Source organism: Candidatus Microthrix subdominans (genome assembly GCA_016719385.1).
GTDB classification, from domain to species: domain Bacteria; phylum Actinomycetota; class Acidimicrobiia; order Acidimicrobiales; family Microtrichaceae; genus Microthrix; species Microthrix subdominans.
The window spans coordinates 372,313-387,973 of record JADJZA010000006.1 but is presented as its reverse complement, the minus strand read 5'-3'; the positions used below and the strand labels follow the sequence as shown (position 1 = coordinate 387,973).

13 protein-coding genes are annotated in these 15,661 nt (G+C 67.3%); 3 read left to right on the top strand and 10 right to left on the bottom strand.

Going from position 1 to position 15,661, the window contains the following annotated elements; genetic code table 11:
* Positions 1-19 precede the first annotated feature (19 nt).
* Complete coding sequence (locus IPN02_09880; protein ID MBK9297125.1) at positions 20-682, bottom strand: GtrA family protein; 663 nt, start codon at positions 680-682, stop codon at positions 20-22.
* 133 nt (positions 683-815) lie between these two features.
* Between IPN02_09880 and IPN02_09875 the strand changes: the two genes are divergently transcribed.
* Together IPN02_09875 and IPN02_09870 are read left to right on the top strand one after the other, a co-directional pair.
* Entirely contained in the window at positions 816-1,907 is a 1,092-nt protein-coding gene (locus tag IPN02_09875; GenBank protein ID MBK9297124.1) for a Na/Pi symporter, read from the top strand.
* 314 nt (positions 1,908-2,221) lie between these two features.
* Positions 2,222-3,871: a PQQ-dependent sugar dehydrogenase gene (locus IPN02_09870; protein MBK9297123.1), complete on the top strand. Its 1,650-nt coding sequence runs from the start codon at positions 2,222-2,224 to the stop codon at positions 3,869-3,871.
* A gap of 110 nt (positions 3,872-3,981) precedes the next feature.
* On the opposite strand, the gene IPN02_09865 is transcribed toward IPN02_09870, so the two are convergent.
* The 5 genes from IPN02_09865 to IPN02_09845 form a co-directional block, all read right to left on the bottom strand.
* Positions 3,982-4,410, bottom strand: coding sequence for a GNAT family N-acetyltransferase (locus tag IPN02_09865; GenBank protein MBK9297122.1), 429 nt, complete (start codon positions 4,408-4,410; stop codon positions 3,982-3,984).
* Positions 4,403-5,131, bottom strand: a complete 729-nt coding sequence (locus tag IPN02_09860; protein ID MBK9297121.1) for an NUDIX hydrolase N-terminal domain-containing protein — start codon at positions 5,129-5,131, stop codon at positions 4,403-4,405. Before IPN02_09860 ends, IPN02_09865 begins: the two co-directional genes overlap by 8 nt.
* A 42-nt stretch (positions 5,132-5,173) precedes the next feature.
* Positions 5,174-7,474: an HD domain-containing protein gene (locus IPN02_09855; protein ID MBK9297120.1), complete on the bottom strand. Its 2,301-nt coding sequence runs from the start codon at positions 7,472-7,474 to the stop codon at positions 5,174-5,176.
* 172 nt (positions 7,475-7,646) lie between these two features.
* Positions 7,647-7,985 (bottom strand): P-II family nitrogen regulator, encoded by a 339-nt coding sequence (locus IPN02_09850; GenBank protein MBK9297119.1) that lies wholly within the window; start codon positions 7,983-7,985, stop codon positions 7,647-7,649.
* Positions 7,986-8,061: 76 nt separating this feature from the next.
* Positions 8,062-9,321: an ammonium transporter gene (locus IPN02_09845; GenBank protein MBK9297118.1), complete on the bottom strand. Its 1,260-nt coding sequence runs from the start codon at positions 9,319-9,321 to the stop codon at positions 8,062-8,064.
* Between the two features lie 751 nt (positions 9,322-10,072).
* Between IPN02_09845 and IPN02_09840 the strand changes: the two genes are divergently transcribed.
* Positions 10,073-10,990 (top strand): ABC transporter substrate-binding protein, encoded by a 918-nt coding sequence (locus IPN02_09840; protein ID MBK9297117.1) that lies wholly within the window; start codon positions 10,073-10,075, stop codon positions 10,988-10,990.
* A gap of 356 nt (positions 10,991-11,346) precedes the next feature.
* Here IPN02_09840 and IPN02_09835 read toward each other — a convergent pair whose 3' ends face one another.
* From IPN02_09835 to IPN02_09820, 4 genes are all read right to left on the bottom strand, one after another.
* On the bottom strand, positions 11,347-12,102 hold the full coding sequence (locus tag IPN02_09835; GenBank protein MBK9297116.1) for an ABC transporter ATP-binding protein: 756 nt from the start codon (positions 12,100-12,102) through the stop codon (positions 11,347-11,349).
* Between the two features lie 134 nt (positions 12,103-12,236).
* Positions 12,237-13,259, bottom strand: coding sequence for an ABC transporter ATP-binding protein (locus IPN02_09830; protein MBK9297115.1), 1,023 nt, complete (start codon positions 13,257-13,259; stop codon positions 12,237-12,239).
* The gene (locus IPN02_09825; protein ID MBK9297114.1) at positions 13,249-14,244 is read right to left on the bottom strand and encodes a branched-chain amino acid ABC transporter permease; all 996 of its coding nucleotides are present in this window, start codon (positions 14,242-14,244) and stop codon (positions 13,249-13,251) included. Before IPN02_09825 ends, IPN02_09830 begins: the two co-directional genes overlap by 11 nt.
* On the bottom strand, positions 14,244-15,575 hold the full coding sequence (locus IPN02_09820) for a branched-chain amino acid ABC transporter permease (protein ID MBK9297113.1): 1,332 nt from the start codon (positions 15,573-15,575) through the stop codon (positions 14,244-14,246). Before IPN02_09820 ends, IPN02_09825 begins: the two co-directional genes overlap by 1 nt.
* Positions 15,576-15,661 lie beyond the last annotated feature (86 nt).

The following is a 15,661-nucleotide window of genomic DNA, read 5'->3' as shown; positions in this document are numbered from 1 at the left end:
GATGGCCACCACAGAAGGCTTAACTGCCGGGGACGGACGACTTGTCGGAGTCGTCATCGACGGTAGCCACCTCGGCGTCGGGGCTCGCTGCCGGCCCGGGGACATCGGGGGAGGCGCCGTCAAAGACGACACCGGGGAAGAGGTCGCCGCTGACGTCAGCGACGACCTCGGAAGTTTCGTCTTCGTTCAGGTGGGTCACCGTGAACACCAGCTTGTCCAGGAAGACAAACCGGGCGGCCCACACGACGCCGTAGCCGATCAGCTGGGCAGCGAAGATGCCCAGGGCGCGCACCCAGGCGGCGGTGGTGTCCTCGGGCAGCCAACCGTCGACCAGGTACAGACAGTAAGCGGCGAAGGCGGTACCGAGCACGGCCGACACCCAGAAGACGATGACCTCGGTGCGCACCTTGTCTCGGTTGGCGTGACGCCACACGTAGTACTTGTTGGCCAGGAAGTTGGGTGGGGTCAGGATGGTGGCGGCGATCAGCTGCGCTGGCACCACAGCAATGCCCAGCCACCAGTGGAACAACTGAAGGAGGATCTGCCCCAGGGGCACGAACACCAGCGACACCGCCGAGTAGCGAAGCAGCTTGCGGAACTGGTGATGGTTCCACAGCTTCTTGATCCGGTCGGTGGAGGTTTTTGCGGGAACCTCCTCCCAGATGTCTTCGGCGGTATGCATCCCCACCACACTATCGGCGCGCAGTTACCGAACCTGAGCGGCAAGATTCCGCGGCGACGCGCGGTTATCGGTCAGACTCTGCGGCGTGAGCGACGCGGTAACCGACACCGACACCCGCCAGATACCGACCCCGGTGCGGGCACTGCTCGTTTTCGGGCTGCTGTACCTGTTCCTCGTCGGCATCTCCGTTCTGGAAAACGGCATCTCCTCGCTGGGCGAAGGCGTCCAGGAACAGCTTTTCACCAGCGTCAACAACCCGATCGCGGCGTTGTGCGTCGGCATCCTCGCCACCGTTCTGGCCCAGTCCTCGTCGGTGACCACCTCGACCATCGTCGGCCTGGTCGGCACCGGGTTGTTGCCGGTCGAGGCGGCGGTGCCCATGATCATGGGCGCCAACATCGGCACCACCGTCACCGCCACGCTGGTGTCGCTCGGGCACCTGCGCCGCTCCAACGAGATGCGCGATGCCTTCGCCGCCGCCACCGTGCACGACTACTTCAACCTGCTTGCGGTTGCGGTGCTGTTACCCCTGGAGTTGACCACCCACTTGCTGGCCCGCTCGGCGACGTGGCTGACCGACAGGCTGGTCGGCCGCGGCGGCGGCACCTTCAACAGCCCGATCCAGGCGGCGGTCAAGGGCCCGGCCAGGTGGGTACGGTCGGTGGTGGAAGCCACCGGGGCGTCGGGCACCCTGCTCGGGGTGTTGTTGATCGTCGTCGGGCTGTTGTTCATCTTCTTGGCGTTGGCATTCATCACCAGCAACATGAAGGCGCTGGTCGCCGACCGGATGGAACAGTCGATCAACGCCTTCCTCGCCCGCAGCGGCGGTGCGGCGGCGATGCTGTTGGGCCTGGTGATCACGATGGCTGTGCAGTCCTCGTCGATCACCACGTCGATCATGGTGCCCCTCGCCGCCTCCGGGGTGCTGACGCTGCGCAGCGTCTACCCGGTGACCCTCGGGGCCAACGTGGGCACCACGATCACGGGGATCCTCGCCTCGCTGGCCATTTCCAGGCCCGAGGCCCTCACGATCGCCCTGGTGCACACCCTGTTCAACATCGGCGGTATCCTGCTGTTCTATCCCGTTCCGGCAATGCGGGAGATCCCGCTCCGCCTGGCCACCGCCACGGGAGAGTTCGCCGGTCGCCGGCCAGTCGCCGTCGTGTCGGCTGTCGGTTTTTGTTTCGTCGTGGTCCCGGCTCTCGGGATCGCCATCCTGAGGTGAGGTAACGCCATGGTTATGAGTTTTTTCCGAGGCGACGGTAGCGGTGGTGTGACCGAATCCGTCGACCGCCAGATCACCGAGATGCTGGGCGCCTGCCGCCACAGCTTCGATCTGGCCATGTCGGCGCTGGTCGCCGACGACAACATCACCGCCATCGGCGATGATGTTCACGAGACCGACGACCAGGTCAACGAGCTGGAGGAGACCGTGCGCCGCGAGCTGGTGGTTCACGCGGCGGTTCACGGCCAAGCGGACATGACCCTGACCATGCCCAGCCTGCTGGTCGTCAAGCGCCTGGAACGGGTGGGCGACCAATGCAAGAACATCTTCGGCATGGCCAACCAGGGCGTGCGCTTCACCACTGCCCCCGACCGGGACGTCTTCGACGAGGACCGCCGCTTGATCTCGGCGATGTTCGGCACCACGGCCGAGGTGATGGCCTCCCGAAACCTCGACGCCGTCGAGGCGTTCAGTGCCGATGCCGAAGCCCTCATGGCCGAGCTGGAGGACCGGGTGTTTCAGCTGATGACCAGCGACAAGCCGTCCAGCTTCGGAGTGCCCCGGGCGATGCTGGCCCGCTACAGCAAGCGCATCGTTGCCAACCTGGAGGGCTCCGCCCGCACGGTCTCCGTGCCGCTCACCGGCACCGAACCCACCGATCTCGACGAGTGAGACGCTCCCCGGCGAACGCCGCCGCCGTGGCATCCGACCAAGGAACGCCTCGGGTGGCCCGGCGTTGGCTCGGGGTTGCCGGGGCGGCCGTGCTGCTCGCAACCTCCGGCTGTTCCGACGGCGGAAGCGGCGATGGCACCTCCAAGTCCAACTCGGATGAAACTTCTGCGGCTCCGGCATCCTCCGGGCCGGCGGTCACCGCCACCGCGCTCGACGTCGAACTGGATGCCCCCACCGTGGTGCTGGGGGCCGCCGACGGCACGCTCCTCATCGCCGAGCGGGCGGGCACGGTCCGTCGGGTCGACCCCGAAGCTCCGTCGGGCTCCAAGCTGGTGCTCGACGTCACCGCCGACGTGGGCGACACGTCGGGCGAGAAGGGGTTGTTGGGCCTGGCCATCTCCCCCGACGAGGACGAGCTGTACGCCAGCTACACCCGAGCCGAGGACGGCGCCAGCGTCATCAAGATCTTCCCGATGGGGGCCGACGGCGTGGCCGGCGCCTCGGGCCGGGAGATGCTGGTCGTCCCGCAGCCGTTCTCCAACCACAACGGCGGCAACCTCGTCGTCGACGACGAGGGGCTGCTGTGGTTCGGGCTGGGCGATGGTGGCGACGCCGGCGACCCGGATGACAACGGCCAGAACCCCGCCACCCTGCTCGGGTCGATGCTGCGGGTGCGGCCGACACCGGACGGCGATGAACCCTACGAGATCCCCGCTGACAACCCGTTCGCCGACGGCACCACTCCCGACGGGGCTCCATCCAACAACGCTGAGGCGGCCCCGGAGGCGTGGGCGTACGGCCTACGCAATCCGTGGCGCTTCAGCTTCGACTCGGCCACCGGCGACTTGTGGATCGCCGACGTCGGTCAGGGCGAGTGGGAGGAGATCAACCACCTCCCCGCCAACGATGGCCTGGGCAAGGGCGCCAACTTCGGTTGGAACCGTCGCGAGGGTGCGCACCCGTACTCCGACGGACCCGACCCGGCCGCCGAACCGGGCGACATGATCGACCCGGTGTTCGACTACGCCCACTCCGACGGTCGTTGCTCGGTGACCGGCGGCGTCGTCGTGCGCGACTCTCCCGGCCTGGCTGACCTCGACGGGGTCTACCTGTGGGCCGACCTGTGTGAGGGTGTGCTGCACGGGTTGCAGCCCGCCGACAGCGGTGTGACCGACCTCGACCTGGGGGCCGAAGTGCCCGGCATCACCAGCTTCGGCACCGCAGCCGACGGTGAGGTCTATGCCGTCTCGGTCGACCAGAACCAGCTCTGGCGCCTCACCCAAAGCGACTGATCAAGCCGCTACGCAGGCGCAGCACCGATCTCGATCGGTTCCTCGGTCCGCTCATCATCATCGTCGAACACGGCGACGAACTGAGGCTCGCCACCCCTGAGTGACTGGCTTCAGCCGCTGTGGCGATAGACGTTGGTGTCGCGCTGCACGAACCCGAGGCGCTTGTACAGGCGGTTGGCGGCCTCGCGGGTGGGACGGCTGGTCAGGTCGACCGAACGGGCGCCCAGCGACTCCGCCACCTCCAACGCAAACTGGTTGAGCGCCGCACCGACACCCTTGCCGCGAGCATCGCCATCGACGACGACATCCTCGATCCACGCCCGAACGCCGGTAGGGATGGGAAACACCACCAACGTGAGGCTGCCGAGCAACGTCCCGCCCTCCTCGGCGACAAGGAAGTGACAGGCCTCGTGGGTGACGACCCCGGCCAAAACCTGCTCGGTGAGGGGCGGGGCCGACTTGGACAGCTGCGGCAACAATGCCGCCATCGCCTCGGTGAGGCCGGGCTCCATCTCGCTGACCTCGCGTACCTCAACCATTCGTTTGCTCCTCGTTCTCGCTCGTCGCAGTCGGTTCTTCGCCGGTTGGAAGGGGCTCGCCCTCGGGAATCCACACGTCGCTGCGGGGCGGGTCGAAGAACGGAGCCTGCCCACCGCCGTCGATGGCGTCAAAGGCGACGTCCACCCAATTGCCGGCGCCCGCCAGCGGCTCGGGTAGCGAGTCCCGATCGAACCAGCCGACGTCGAGGCACTCGAGGGGGTGATGGACCAGGGTGCCGCCGATCGGCCGCAGCTTGAAGATGAGCGAGTACAGCGGCTCGGCGGAGAACCCGCGCCTCAGCCCGTCAAACACGGCGATCAGCGATTCGGCCCGGGCGATGATGCCGGTCTCCTCCCCCACCTCCTTCTCGGCCACCTCGGCCGGCGAGTAGCCGATGTCGGCCCACCCGGTCGGGTAGAGCCACACGCCCGAATCGGCCCGCTGGATCAACAGGATCTCGCCGTCGTCGTTGCCGACTACCGCGCCAACCGCAATCTTGGGGGTGACGTAACCGGTGGCGGTCTTCATCGACTCGACGACCAGCTGGGAGGGGTCGAGCGTGGTCCGACGAGCGGCCATCCGCATGTCGGTCGCCACGGCGAGCACCTCCTCGTAACGCTCCTGTTCGTAGAGGCTTTCGGTGAATCCCAACCCGTTGCGCGCGATGCCCGCGAGCGCCTCAGACCAGCGGATGAGGTCGGATTCGGTGATGCGTTCCACTGCCGGCGACCCTAGTGGGCACCCGCCGTGCGGGAGGTCCGCTCACGCTATGGCCGCATGGAGAAGCGCCTGGCGCACCGCCGCCACGCGCCGTCGATCGGCCAGCGGGCCGCCAGTTGCCTCCGACACCGAAAAGGTATCCACCGCGTTGGGGCCCAGCGTGCTGAGGGTGGCCTTGACGATCGTGCAGTCCAACTCCGCCAGGGCCGATGCCAGCGAGAAGGCCAGACCCACCCGGTCGGCGGTGGCCACCTCGATCACCGTGACGCCGGTGCCCTCATCGAAGGTGATCGTCGGCTCGGCCATCGTGCCCGGCCAGTCCCGTGCTGGCTCCGCTTCGGCCCGTTCGGCCAGCCGGGCCCTCAGCGCCAGGCGCGAGTTGAGGGCCTCCTGCAACTCGGGGAGGATCGAGTCCCAACGCGGGGCCTCACCCGAGGGCGTGCGGACGCGGAACACCTCGACCGCCCAGCCGTCCCAGGACGAGGCCGACGCAGCCAGGATCTGCGCACTGCGCAGCGCCAGCACGCCGGCAACCCGGGCAAACAACCCGGGACGATCGGGCCAACACACGACCAGACGGTCGCCCTCCCCCGTCAACGCCGGTCGCCGGGCGGCCAACAAGCCCTCGACCGCAAGGTCGGCCCCCAGCGGTGCGGCCAACGGAGCATCCCCCTCCGGTGCCACACCGGCCAGGGCGCCCACCGCCCGGTCGGCGAGGGTGCGCACCAACACGGCTTTCCACGAGCCCCAAGCGGTCGGGCCGGTGGCCCGCCCATCGGCCTCGGCCAGGGCGGCGAGCAAACGCACCTCGGCCACCGAGTGGATATGGTCGGTGATCAGGGCAACGGTGGTCGGGTCGTCGAGGTCTCGCCTGGTCGCCACATCGGGCAATAACAGGTGGTGGGCCACCATCGTGGCGACCACTCGAACTTCGCGTGCGGGAAACCCCATGCGCTCCATCGCCCCTCGGGCCAGCTGGGCACCGACCTCGCTGTGGTCACCTGGCCGGCCCTTGCCCAGGTCATGGAACAGCGCTCCCAACACCAGGAGGTCCGGCCGGTCGACCCGTCCGGCCAGCGCCGCCGCCATCGCAGCGCACTCGGTGAGGTGACGATCGACTGTGAAGCGGTGATAGGGGTTGCGCTGAGGCGCGCACCGAACCGCCTCCCACTCGGGGAGGATGGCCGACCACAACCCGAGGCGGTCGAGCGCCTCGATGACCCCCACCGCCGGCGGACCGGCGCCGACGAGCCGACAGAACAGGCGTCTCGCCTGAGCATCCCATGGGGTCGGGATCGGCGCCAGCTCGGTCAGGTCGACGAGGGTGTCGCGTCGCAGGCGCAGCCCACGTTCGGCGGCGGCCACGGCCAGGCGAAGCACGCTGGTGAGGTTCCACTCGGCGTCATCGACCATCGCTGCGGTCCGCCCTCCAGCCGGCGGTACGTCGCGTTCTCCCTGCGGGGACACGTCGCCACCCTGTTGTACCAACGGCGCAGCGTCGGCGGACCGTGCCCAACGGGGGTCGCTCATCCGGTGCCGTTGCCCCACCAACATCACCTCGTCGGCCACCCGAACCACCTCGCCTGCGAGATCGGGGTCATCCCGCAGCACGACGTCGGCACCGGGCTGGCGGCGGCGGTGGCTGGTGAGCTCCGGCCACAGGTCATCGATCACCCACGACACCTCGCGCGCAGCGGCCGAGATCGACCGGGCCAGGTCGTCGGCCGACGCGTATCCCAACCGCTCGGCCACGGTGGCCTGCTCCTGGAGCACCAGGCGGTTACCGGGCCGTCCGGTCACCCGGTGCAGCTCCGCCCGCACCGCCCACAGCACCTCCTCGGCCTCATCGATCAGGCGCCCCACCTCGCGGGGCAACGGCGACCCAAGCGTCTCGATCCAGCCGAGCGTGTGGACGTCGCGCAACCCGCCTCGGCCCTCCTTCAAGTCGGGCTCGAGTTCGTGGGCAACCTCACCGCAGCGTCGGTGACGTTGTTCGGTCCTATCCACCAGGCGCCGCATCCACTGCGACCCGAGACGGGAGCGCTGGCCCTCGGCTGCGGTCTGCAATCGATCGGTGACCGCCCGATCGCCCGCCAGGTGGCGCAGGCTGAACAGCGATGTCGCGGTGTCGAGGTCGGCATCGGCCAACTCGAGGAATCCCCCGATGCTGCGTAGCGCGTGACCAAGGCCGATCCCCGAATCCCACACCGGATACCACAGGGCGTCGACCATCGCCGCAGGCGGCGGGTCACCAACCCGCTCGTCGTACACGATGATCAGGTCGAGGTCGCTGCCAGGCGCCCGATCGCCCCGCCCGGTGCCGCCAACACCGACCAGCGCCACGTTGGAGGCTCCGGCCCGTTTGCCTTCTTCGGAGGGGTCGTCGGTCAGCCCCGCGACTGCGTCAGCCCACAGCGCCCGCAGCCACCCGACCGTCGCCTCATCGAGGGATCGCCGCAGGGCCCGGCCGGTGAGGGTGCGCTGGCCGATGACCCAATCGAGTGCAGGCCCGGGCCTAGACAGCGTCCCGGCCCCGCTCGCCGGTACGGATCCGAACCAGGTCCTCCACCGGGCTGACCCACACCTTGCCGTCGCCGATCTTGCCGGTGGCCGCCGCCGCCACGATGGCGTCGACGACCGCTCCAGCCCGCTCGTCGTCGACGATCACGTCGATGCGCAGCTTGGGGACGAAATCGACCTGATATTCGGCGCCCCGATAGGTCTCGGTGTGCCCTCCCTGGCGCCCGACGCCCTGCACCTCGGTCACGGTAAGTCCGGCGATGCCGGCCTCCTTCAGGGCGTTTCTGACGTCCTCGAGCTTGAACGGCTTCACGATTGCGGTGATCGCCTTCATCACTGGTTCCTTTCGTTGGGGTGTTCGGATGCAGAACTGGCGGGCGGGGGGCCGACCTTTGCCGGTGCTCCCGTGCTCATGACCGGGTGCCGACCGCCAGGCCGGCCTGGTGGTAGGCGGTCTCGGCGTGCTGGGCCCGGTCGAGCCCCTCCACCTCGGTCTCATCGTCGACCCGCAGGCCGATCGTGACCGACAGGGCGTACAAGATGCCGGCGGTCATCACCCCGGAGAACACGATGGTGACCGCGTTGGCAAGCACCTGCTCGCCCAGCAGGCCGAGACCGCCGCCGAACAGCAGCCCGGGCTGGGCCAGCCCAGGCCCACGGCCCTCCTCCCAGCCGGTTGCGCCCGGGTTGGACAACAACCCGATCATGAGCGAGCCGACCAGCCCGCCGACGAAGTGCACGCCCACCACGTCGAGAGAGTCGTCGTAGCCGAAGCGCCGCTTCAGCGACACCGCCTGGGAGCACACGACCCCGGCCAGCAAGCCGATGGCGATCGCCCCCATCGGGTCGACGTAGGCGCAGGCGGGGGTGATCGCCACCAGCCCGGCCACCACGCCCGAGGCCGCCCCCAGCGTGGTGAACGCCCCGTCGCGGACGCGTTCGGTCAGCACCCAGCCCAGCCCGCCGGCTGAGGAGCCCACGAACGTGGCCATCAGCGCCGCCAGCGCGTGGCCGTCGGCGGCCCCGGCCGAGCCGGCGTTGAAGCCGAACCAGCCCAACCACAGGATGGCGGTGCCGATCAGCACCAGAGGCATCGAGTGGGGTAGGAACCCGTCGCTGGGCCAGCCCTTTCGCTTGCCCAGCATGACGGCGGCAACCAGCGCTGCGATGCCGGCATTGATGTGAATCGACGTGCCACCGGCAAAGTCGAGCGACCCTCGCACCTTCAACCAACCCTCCGGGTTGGCAACCCAGTAGGTCACCGGGACATACACCAACAGCGACCAGACGGGCACGAAGATCGCCCAGGCCGAGAACTTCATCCGATCCGCCACAGCTCCGGAGATCAGCGCCGGGGTGATGGCGGCAAAGGTCGCCAGAAAGGCGACGAAGGCCATCTCCGGCACCCCGACGTTCTCAAACGGGGAGATTCCCCGCAGGCCGACAGCGCTGAGGTTGCCGATGAACGGTCCCGCGCTTCGGAAGGCGAGCGTGTAGCCGAGCACCACCCAGACAAGGGGCACGACGAGGATGCACCACAGACTCATCATCATCATGTTGAGCGTGCTCTTGGTGCGGGTCAGGCCGCCGTAGAAGAGCGCAAGACCTGGGGTCATGAACAACACCAGCGCGGTGCAGACCATCATCCAACTGAGCGATCCGGAATCCATCACTACCTCCAGGGTGAACGACGCCGTCGGGCCCGACGAACGGGCCGACGTCGGGGTTGGGGGACGACACGGAGGACCGTACGGACCGCGTGTTTCCAGTCCGTTTCGAGTCGGTGAACAGGGGGTGTAGCTGCGCCGGTGCCCCCGAGACCGTCTGTCCGACGTCGGACTTCACCCCGTTCACCAGTTGACGGCGAGCACACGTGAGATTTCATACTGTGACGGCCGTCGCCCACTAAGGTCTCATTCGGACCGGAGGGAACCCCCCTCGGTTGAGGGGCCCCCGGGCTTCGATGAGGGACAACCACACGGAGGGAAGATGTTCCACAAGCGCAAATGGACCCGCCTCGCGGCGGGCGTGTTGGCGCTCTCGCTCGTCACCGCAGCATGCGGTAACGACGACGAGAGTTCCAGCGATACCACCCAGAAGACCGACGAGTCCGGCGGGGGCAACGACAACAGCCTCATCGGCATGAAGGGCACCACCCCGTTGGTCGACTTGGGCGACGAGTTCAAGGGTCGTCTCATGGAGATCGATCCCTCGCTGGTCGACTTCAACTACGCAGCGGAAAGCTACGACGCCGCCATCATCCTTGGCCTGGCAGCGACCGAGGCCAAGACCGACGGCTCGGCCATGGCCGAGAAGATCAACGGCATCACCCGCGACGGTGAGAAGTGCACCGACTTCGCAGCATGCAAGAAGCTGATCGAGGCCGGCACCGACATCGACTACGACGGACAGTCCGGCCCGTTGGAGTTCTCGGGCAACGGTGAACCGACGGAGGCCTCCTATGGCGTCCTTCAGTTCGGCACCACCGACTGCGAGGACACGACCGAGTGCCTCGACGACTCCAAGACCCAGTTCATCGTGGCCACCGCACCTGAGGAAGCCGACGTCGACCAGGTGGCGGTCGAAGGCACCCGTGAAGGCAACGGCACCCTCGAGATCGGGTCCCTGCTGCCCAAGACGGGCTCGCTCGCCTTCCTCGGCCCGCCGGAGTTTGCCGGCGTCGACCTGGCCGTCCAGGAGATGAACGAGGCCGGTGGCGTGCTCGGCAACGACGTCGTCCACATCGAGGGCGACTCGGGCGACACCGAGAACGGCGTTGCACCGAAGACGGTCAGCACCCTGCTGGCCAAGGATGTTGACGCCATCATCGGCGCCGCCTCCTCCTCGGTCAGCCTGTCGGTGATCGACACGATCGTGAACGCCGGCGTCATCATGTTCTCCCCGGCGAACACGTCCAAGGAGTTCTCGGACTACAACGACAAGGGCCTGTACTTCCGCAACGCCCCGTCCGACATCCTCCAGGGTTCCGTGTTGGCCGACGTCATCCTTGAGGACGGCCACCAGGCCGTGTTCATCCTCGCCCTGAACGACGACTACGGCACCGGCCTGGCCGATGACCTTCAGAAGTCGCTCGAGGCTGGTGGCGCCGAGGTGGTCGGCAAGGAAATCTACGACCCCAAGGCGACCGACTTCTCCGACATCGTTGGCAAGGCCAAGAGCGCCGACCCCGACGCGGTTGCGCTGATCGGATTCGACGAGAGCTCCAAGATCCTCTCGACGATGATCGAGCAGGGTATCGGCCCGTCAGCCGTGCCGGTGTACGGCGTGGACGGCAACATGGGGAACGCACTGGCCGAGAACTTCGAGGCCGGCAAGTAGCCATCGCTCAGACGCCGCTGCGGCGGCACTGACAACTCGATCGGGCCGGTTCCTACGGGGACCGGCCCGTATCGCGTCTCGCCACCGGTTGAACGGGGTGGGGGTGTGGGGCCGCAACTCGGGAGCCCAAACGACCGCCAGACAGCGCTCTCAACTCCCCAGTTCACAAAGGGCACGCAACTCGGGAGCCCAAACGACCGCCAGACAGCGCTCTCAACTCCCCAGTTCGGAGATGCGGAGCGAGGGCGGGCACGGCGAGGTGGTGCCTGCGCGGGAGGCATAGCGAAGCGGCCTCCCGCCAGGTGCTACCTCGCCGGGCGTCTCACTACCTCATCGGGTCCGGCCGGACCCGGTACTCAGTCCGGGTTGCGGTTTTTGGCCAGGGTGCCCAGGTACAGCTCGATCACCTTGGGGTCGTGCAACAGCTCGGCGCCGGTGCCGGCAATGGCGTTCTTGCCCTGGTCGAGCACGAATGCCCGGTCACATACCTGCAGGCAACGCCGGGCGTTCTGCTCGACCATGAGGATCGACACGCCGGTGGCGTTGATGCGCCGACAGTTGATGAACACCTCGTCCTGGAACGCCGGCGAGAGGCCGGCGGAGGGCTCGTCGAGCAGCAGCACAGATGGCTCCATCATCAGCGCCCGCCCCATGGCCACCATCTGGCGCTCGCCCCCGGACAGCGACCCTGCCTGCTGGCTGGCGCGCTCGCCCAGGCGGGGGAACAGCTCGGCGACATGGGCAAAGCGCTCCTTGACCACCGACGGCCGCAGGAAGGCGCCCATCTCCATGTTCTCGCGCACCGTGAGTGCCGCGAAGACGTTCTCGGTCTGGGGAACAAACCCGACGCCCCGGCTCACCAGCTGGTGGGCCTTCATCGAGGTGATGTTCTCGCCGCGCAGGCTGACGACGCCGGTCGTGACCGTGATCAGCCCGAAGATCGCCTTGAGCAGCGTGGACTTGCCGGCGCCGTTGGGGCCGATGATGCCGACCATCTCGCCCCGGTTGAGCACCGCCGAGCAACCGTTGAGGATGTTGACGCCGGGAACGTACCCGGCGATCAGATCATCGGCCACCAGGATCGGCTCGCCGGGCTGCGGATCCTTCGACAGGTGCTGTGGGGCGAGATGCCCGAAGCCTGCGCCGAGCGCCTTGTCCTCGTCGGAGATCGCTTCGTCAGACATCTCCCGGCCGGCGGTTTGTCCACCCAAGTCCTCGGTGCGTGCCGGCTGGTCGATGTATTCCATCAGGGCGCCTCCAGCGTGCCGGCATCCGGCTCGGCTTCCACCGACCCCTCGCTCGGGTTGGTGAGAATGTCCGGCCTCAGGTCGAGATCGTGATGGCTGCCCAGGTAGGCGTCGATCACTGCGTCGTTGGAACTGATATCGCTCGGCGTGCCTTCGGCGATCAACCGGCCTTCAGCCATGACGGTCACCCAGTCGGAGATTTCCTGCACCATGTCCATGTCGTGCTCGACGAAGATCACGGTACGGCCCTCGTCCCGCAGTGACAGGATATGGCCGAGCAGCGATTGCTTCAGTGCCGGGTTGACGCCGGCCATCGGCTCGTCCAACATGATCAGTTCGGGTTCGGCCATCAGCGCCCGGGCCATCTCGAGCAGCTTGCGCTGGCCGCCGGACAGCGAGCCGGCAAACTCCTCACGCATGTGGGCCAGGCGAAAGCGTTCCAACAACAGGTCGGCGCGCTCGGTGATCTCCTTCTCCTGGGCGGACCACAGCGGCGGAACGATCGCCGTCAGGAAACTTTCCCCACGCTGGTGGGTGGCGCCCAACATCATGTTCTGGATGACCGACAGCTTGGACAACGACTTGGTCAGCTGGAAGGTGCGGATCATGCCCAGGCGGGCCACTTTGTGCGGCGCAACGCCGGCGAGCTTCTTGCCGTTGAACGTCCACGCCCCGGAGGTCGCCTTGTCGAAGTTGGTCAGCAGGTTGAAGAAGGTGGTCTTGCCGGCACCGTTGGGCCCGATCAGGGCGGAGATCGCCCCGCGCTGAAACTCGACATGGTCGACGTTGACGGCCGTGACGCCGCCGAAGCGACGGGTGACCCCATCGGCGACCAGGATCGGATCGGGCTTGGGGGCGCCGGGCTCGCGAGGCACGTCGGCGAGCACCTTCGCTTCGAGGGCGCGGTCCCGTGCGACCAGTTCGGCCGGCGGAGCGGTGGCTGCGTCGGGGCGGGGCGGACCGCTGGGGACCGTGGCGGCATCTCCGGGACCGGTGTAGGTGGGGGCGTCGTCAGCGGACATCGACCTCGAGCTCCTTTCGATCCCCGAAGATCCCTTGGGGTCGGAACACCATCAGCACCATCAGGGCGATGCCGAGGAAGATGAAGGGGATGACGCCCGCCTGGACGTCGGTCATCACCGAATTGGGGATGATGTTGGCCTTGGCCGCCTGATCGGCGGTCTCGGAAACGAAGGTGAAGATCGACCAGAACATCATGCCGCCGATCACGGGTCCGAAGGTGGTGGCGGCCCCGCCCAGGATCAGCGCTGTGTAGGCGATGAACGTCGCCTTGGTGGCGAAGTCGTCGGGCCCGGCAAAGTTCTTGGCCAGCGCCAGGATGATTCCGCCGCAGGCGCCCATGACGCCGCCCAGGATGAGGGACTGCATCTTGTAGGCGTAAACGTTCTTGCCCAGCGAACGCACGGCGTCCTCGTTCTCGCGCACCGACTTGAGCACGCGTCCCCAAGGGCTGCGCATCAGCAGGTAGGTGAGCAGGGCAAAGAACCCCACAAGCAGCCAACCCCACAACATCACCCAAAGTTCCTGCCCGCGGAACGACAGCGGTCCCAGGACGTAGCGCCCGCTGTTGGAGAAGATGTTGGCGTCATAGAACCCGTTGGCGAACTCGTTGATGCCAGAGTTGCCGCCCGTGACGCTCTCGACCGCTTCGGATCGCACGGTCAGGCGGATGATCTCCGACGCCGCGATCGTGACGATCGCCAGATAGTCGCCCCGCAGCCTCAGGGTGGGTAACCCGAGGATGAGGCCGAGGACGACCGCTGCGAGGACGCCGAACAATATGGCGGCCCACAGGGGCCAACCCCAGTTCGTGTAGCTGATCGCCGTGCCGTAGGCGCCGGCGGCCATGAACCCGGCCTGACCAAAGTTCAACAGGCCCGTGTAGCCGAAGTGAATGTTCAGCCCCTGGGCGCCCAGGATGTAGAAGAGCGCCAGTGGCGTGAACAACGCCGTCAGCGTCTGCTGGAAGATGAAGCCCCAATCCATCAGCCCACACGCTCCCGTCGTCCGAAGATGCCTTGCGGCGCGAACATCAGTACCACGATCAACACGACGAGCGCTCCGACGTTACGCAGCGACGTGGGGATGAACAGCGTGGACAACTGGATGGCGAGGCCCAGGAGGAAGCAGCCCGCAGCGGCACCGAAGGCGGTGCCCAAGCCACCGAGGGTGATGCCGGCGAACATCAACAGCAGTAGCTGCTGACCCTCCATGAAGTTCACCTGGAAGCTGGTCGAGTACAACACGCCGCCCATGGCAGCCAACCCGGCGCCCATCACCCACACCAACAACACCACGCGGTCGACGTCGATGCCCGACGAGGCTGCCAGCGCCGGGTTGTCGGCGACCGCCCGCATCGCCTTACCGAAGCGAGCCGTGCGCAGGAAGGTTCCGACCGCCCCGAGCACAACGAGGGCGATGACGATCGTGATGACCGTACGTGCGGGGATCACCCGGGAACCCAGCTCGAACCCACCACCACCCACCGTGCCGGTGTAGGGCTTGTTGCGGGCGCCGAAGAAGTACTGGAACAGGTTGAGCGCCAACAGCGACAGCCCGAAGCTGACCGTCATCAGGCCAAACAGGCTGAGCTTGCGCCGCCGCAGCGGCCGCCACAGCCCCAGCTCGAGCCCGGCTCCCGACGCCGCACCGATCAGCACGCCGAGCACGGCTGCGAGCGGCAGCGGCAGGCCGACGCTCTGGTTGAGGTACCAGGTGATGATCGCACCGAAGGTCACCATCTCGCCATGGCTGAAGTTGGTGAGCTGGATCGTGCCGTAGATCAGCGACAACCCGATGGCGCACATGGCGATGATCAGCCCCAGTTGCACGCCGTCGACCAACTTGCCCGGGATCTCGTCAAGCTTGGTCGCCGCCTGTCGCGTGCTCTCGCCGAACGGGAAGTTCTGGATCTGGCGCTTGTCGGCGGTCAGCCGGAAGGTGCGTGACACCGCCTCCGGGTCGGTCAGCTTGACGCCGTCGGGCAGGGAGTCGACCTGCAGGGTGACGGTGTAAGTACCGAGGTCGTCACCCACCCCGAGAACGAAGATGCCCTCTTTGTCGGAGGTGACGGTCTGGGACTCGCCACCCTCCTTTTCGATCTTGATGTCGACCCCGACGACCGGCTCGCACGTCTCGGAGATCAGCACACCGGCGATCGAGGCGCCTTCGGGCCGAGGGAGCGTCGGCCGCTCGCACTTGGTGTTCTGGCGCGGTGTCCTCTCGGCAGCTCCAGCCGACGAACTCCACATCGTCATCGAACCGATACCGACGAGCATCGCCAACGCGACGCCTAGACGGCGTATTGGTGTCGTCACCGGCGATCAACTACGACGTTCATTCGCTTCCCCCTCACAAGGCGGCGAGCATAACGGACGTCACACCTGCGGGTGCGAATGTCACC